The sequence below is a fragment of the Streptomyces sp. NPDC052299 genome (genome assembly GCF_040679335.1).
Lineage (GTDB): Bacteria > Actinomycetota > Actinomycetes > Streptomycetales > Streptomycetaceae > Streptomyces.
In genome coordinates, this window is sequence record NZ_JBFAUP010000050.1 from 1 (window position 1) to 4,546 (window position 4,546).

1 protein-coding gene is annotated in these 4,546 nt (G+C 69.4%); it reads left to right on the forward strand.

Annotated elements, in window-relative coordinates; genetic code table 11:
* Window positions 1-42: 42 nt before the first annotated feature.
* The coding region (locus tag AB0L33_RS35070; protein ID WP_365687814.1) for an acyltransferase domain-containing protein at window positions 43-4,546 on the forward strand (4,504 nt) is incomplete at its 3' end.

The following is a 4,546-nucleotide window of genomic DNA, read 5'->3' on the forward strand; positions in this document are numbered from 1 at the left end:
ACGGCGTTCTTGTTCACGGGGCAGGGGTGCCAGCGGGCGGGGATGGGCCGGGAGTTGTATGAGGCGTTCCCGGTGTTCGCGGAGGCGTTCGATGCGGCGTGTGCGTACCTGGACGGGTACCTGGGTCGGTCGTTGAAGGATGTGGTGTTCGGGGGCGATCCGGTGCTGGATCAGACCCGGTTCACTCAAGCCGCCCTGTTCGCTCTCGAATCAGCCCTGTTCACGTTGGTGTCGTCGTTCGGGGTGCGGCCGGATGCGCTGATCGGGCACTCGATCGGTGAGGTGACCGCCGCATACGCGGCGGGGGTGTTCTCGCTTGATGACGCGTGTGCCCTGGTCGCGACCCGGGGCCGACTGATGCAGGCCGCCCGCACGGGCGGAGCCATGCTCGCGATCGCCGCCCCGGAAGCCGATGTGGCCCCGGAGCTGGTCGAGGGTGTGTCGCTGGCTGCGGTGAACGGTCCGGCAGCGGTCGTGGTCGCCGGTGATGCGGACGCGGTCGGGGTCCTGGAAGAGCTGTTCCGGGGGCGTGGCGTGAAGGTCAAGCGCCTCACGGTCTCGCACGCCTTCCACTCCGCCCACATGGACACGGCCTTGGCCGAGTTTGAACAGGTGATCGGCTCCCTCACGTTCAACGAGCCGCACATCACGGTCATATCGAACGTGACCGGTCAGGTCGCGGACGAGCTGACCAGCCCCGCTTACTGGGCCCGCCAGATCCGCGCGGCCGTCCGCTTCGACGACGGCATCCGCACCCTGGACGCCCAGGGCATCACCACGTATCTCGAACTCGGCCCGGACCCGGTCCTGACCTCCCTCGTCCAGAACACCCTCGACACCCCGACCGCCGCCTCCGCACTCAAGAGCGAGCGTGACGAGGCCAAAACACTGCTGCGGGCCTTGGGCACCGCCTATTCCAGCGGGACCGAAGTCGACTGGACCGGCTTCCTCCCCGGCGGCAACCGGGTCAAGCTCCCCACCTACGCCTTCCAGCGCAAGCGCTACTGGATCGACGTCCCTGACGCGCCCCAGGCGTCCTCCGCCTCCGCCCCGCAGCAGGAGGCCGACGAGGCCGAGGCGGACGGGACGACGTGGGCCGGCAGGCTGCGCGGGCTGAACGACAAGCAGCGGGAGTCGCTGATCGCGGACCTCATCTGCCGCCACACCGCAGAGGTGCTGGAGTACGACGCGACCGACGTGCTCGACCCCGCCCTGCCCTTCAAGGAGCTGGGCCACAACTCCCTGTCGTCCGTGGAGTTGCGCAGCCGCCTGGCCGCCGACCTCGGCATCGCTCTGCCGTCCTCGCTCGTCTACGACTACCCGACGCCGCTCGTGCTGGCCCGCCACATCGTGACGGCGCTGCTCGGCACCAGCGATGCGCTCGACCTCCCCGACGCCGTTTCTGCCTCCGGCTCCGACGAGCCGTTGGCGATCGTGGGCATGGCGTGCCGCTATCCGGGTGGGGTGGTCTCCCCGGAAGGGCTGTGGGGGCTGGTCGCTGAAGGACGTGATGCGATCGGGGACTGGCCGGAGGACCGCGGTTGGGACGTCGAGGGGCTGTACGACGCCGAACGTGGAGTGTCGGGGAAGTCGTATGCGCGTTACGGCGGGTTCTTGCAGGGTGCGGACGGTTTCGATGCGGAGTTCTTCGGGATTTCGCCGCGTGAGGCGTTGGCGATGGATCCGCAGCAGCGTTTGCTGCTGGAGACGGCGTGGGAGGCGTTGGAGCGTTCCGGGGTCGTTCCGCAGTCGCTCAGGGGCAGTCGGACGGGTGTGTTCGTCGGTGCGATGACGGGGGAGTACGGTCCGCGTCTCGCGGAGCCGGTGCCAGGGACGGAGGGATACCTCCTCACCGGTAATACGGCGAGTGTCGCCTCGGGCCGTATCTCCTACACCCTCGGCCTGGAGGGCCCGGCGGTCACGGTCGATACGGCGTGCTCGGCGTCTCTGGTCGCTTTGCATCTGGCGGCTCAGTCGTTGCGCAGTGGTGAGTGCTCGCTCGCCCTGGCCGGTGGTGCGACGGTGATGTCGTCGCCGGGGATGTTCGTGGAGTTCTCGCGGCAGCAGGGGTTGTCGCAGGACGGCCGGTGCAAGGCGTTCTCGGCGAGTGCGGACGGTACGGCGTGGGGTGAGGGTGCGGGCATCTTGCTGCTGGAGCGGTTGTCCGATGCCCGGGCGAATGGTCATCCGGTTCTCGCTCTCATCAAGGGTTCGGCGATCAATCAGGACGGTGCGAGCAACGGGCTCAGCGCGCCGAATGGTCCTTCTCAGCAGCGTGTCATCCGTCAGGCCCTGGCGAATGCCGGCCTGAGCGGTACGGACGTCGATGTGGTGGAGGCGCACGGTACGGGGACCAAGCTCGGTGACCCGATCGAGGCGCAGGCGTTGATCGCGACGTACGGGCAGGGGCGGGTCTCCGAACAGCCCCTGTGGCTCGGCTCGTTGAAGTCGAATATTGGGCACACCATGGCTGCCGCCGGTGTCGGTGGTGTGATCAAGATGGTCATGGCGATGCGTCAGGGGATTCTCCCGCAGACGCTGAATGTCACCGACCCGACCTCGCACGTGGACTGGTCCCAGGGTTCGGTGGAGCTGCTGACCGAGCAGCGGCCGTGGCCCGAGCTGGACCGTCCGCGCCGCGCGGCCGTGTCGTCGTTCGGTATTTCCGGCACGAACGCGCACATGATTCTGGAGCAGGCTCCGGAGGCGTCGCTGCCGGAGGAGGTTACTGCCGGTGGTGTGGTGCCGTGGATCGTGTCCGGTCGGACTGAAGAGGCTCTGCACGCTCAGGTGAGTCGTCTGGCGGAGTTCGTGGAGAGCGCCCCGGAGCTCACGCCGCGTGCCGTGGCGACCGCCCTGGCCTCGCATCGCACGGTGTTCGGGCAGCGGAAGGCCGTGGTCGGCAGTACCCGCGAAGAACTGCTGGACGCCCTGCGAGCAGACGCCGGAGCATCGGGCGAGGCGGTCACGGGCCGCACGGTCTTCGTGTTCCCCGGTCAGGGTTCGCAGTGGATTGGCATGGCGGCGGGTCTGTTCGAGGCGTCGCCTGCGTTCCGGGCCCGGCTCGAAGACTGCGGACGTGCCCTGTCCGTGCACACCGACTGGGATCTGCTGCCGGTGCTGCTGGAAGGCGATCCGGACGGTCTGCTGGACCGCGTGGACGTGATCCAGCCCGCGTTGTGGGCGGTGATGGTGTCCCTGGCCGAGGCGTGGCGCTCCTACGGGGTCGTGCCGGACGCGGTGGTCGGGCATTCGCAGGGCGAGATCGCGGCGGCTGTCGTGTCGGGTGCGCTGTCCTTGGAGGACGGCGCGCTGGTGGTGGCGTTGCGGAGCCGGGCCATCATCGCTCTGGCCGGCCGGGGCGGCATGCTGTCCGTCGCACTGCCCGCCGACGCGGTGCGCTCGTACTTGACGCGGTGGCCGGACGATCTGAGTGTGGCCACGGTCAACGGCCCCTCCTCCACGGTCGTTTCGGGCACGGACAGCGCCCTGGACGAACTCGTCGCGGTGCTCGACAAGGCGGGGGTGCGTTCACGGCGTATCGCCGTGGACTACGCCTCGCACTCCCCTCATGTGGAGTCGATCCGGGAGGAGCTGGCGCGGCTTCTGGCACCGGTGGCGCCGCGCGTGCCGGAGATTCCCTTCTATTCCACCGTCACCAATGAGGTCGTGGACAGCGCGATCCTGGACGCTGGGTACTGGTACCAAAACCTGCGGCAGACGGTCGAGTTCGAGAAGACGACCCGGGCCCTGCTCGCGGACGGCTTCACCACGTTCATCGAGTCCAGCGCTCACCCGGTTCTGACGATCGGCCTTCAGGAGACCTTCGAGGCCGCCGAGGCGGAAACAGCGCTCGCCGTGCCGTCGCTCCGCCGTGACGAAGGCGGCCTGGAACGGTTCCTGCTGTCCCTCGGCCAGGCGTGGACCCACGGCGTCCCCGTCGACTGGACCACAGCCCTCCCCGACCCCCAGCACCCGCTCGACCTGCCCACCTACGCCTTCCAGCGCACCCGCTACTGGCTCGACCCCGTCAAGACCACCGGCGACGTCTCCACCGCCGGTCTCACCACCGCCGCGCACCCGCTCCTCGGTGCCGTAGTCGACCTCGCCGGCTCCGACGGCACCGTCCTCACCGGGCGGCTCTCGTTGAAGTCGCACCCGTGGCTCGCCGATCACGCCGTCTCCGGCACCGTCCTGCTCCCCGGTACCGCCTTCGTGGACCTCGCGCTGCACGCGGCCGACGAGACCGGCTGCGACACCGTCGAAGAGCTCACCCTCCAAGCCCCGCTCGTCCTCACCGGTTCCACTGCCGTCCTCCTGCGCGTCGAGGTCGGCGAGCCCGACGAGCACGGCCGCCGCAGCATCGGCATCCACTCCCGCCCCGACACCGAGGGCACCCTCTGGACCCGGCACGCCACCGGCGAGCTCGGCCACGGCAGCGCCCCCGGTGTGTCCGCCGGTGCGGTGTGGCCGCCGTCCGGGGCGGCCCGGGTGGACACGAGCACGCTCTACGAGGAGCTTGCGGCCGCCGGTTACGAGTACGGGC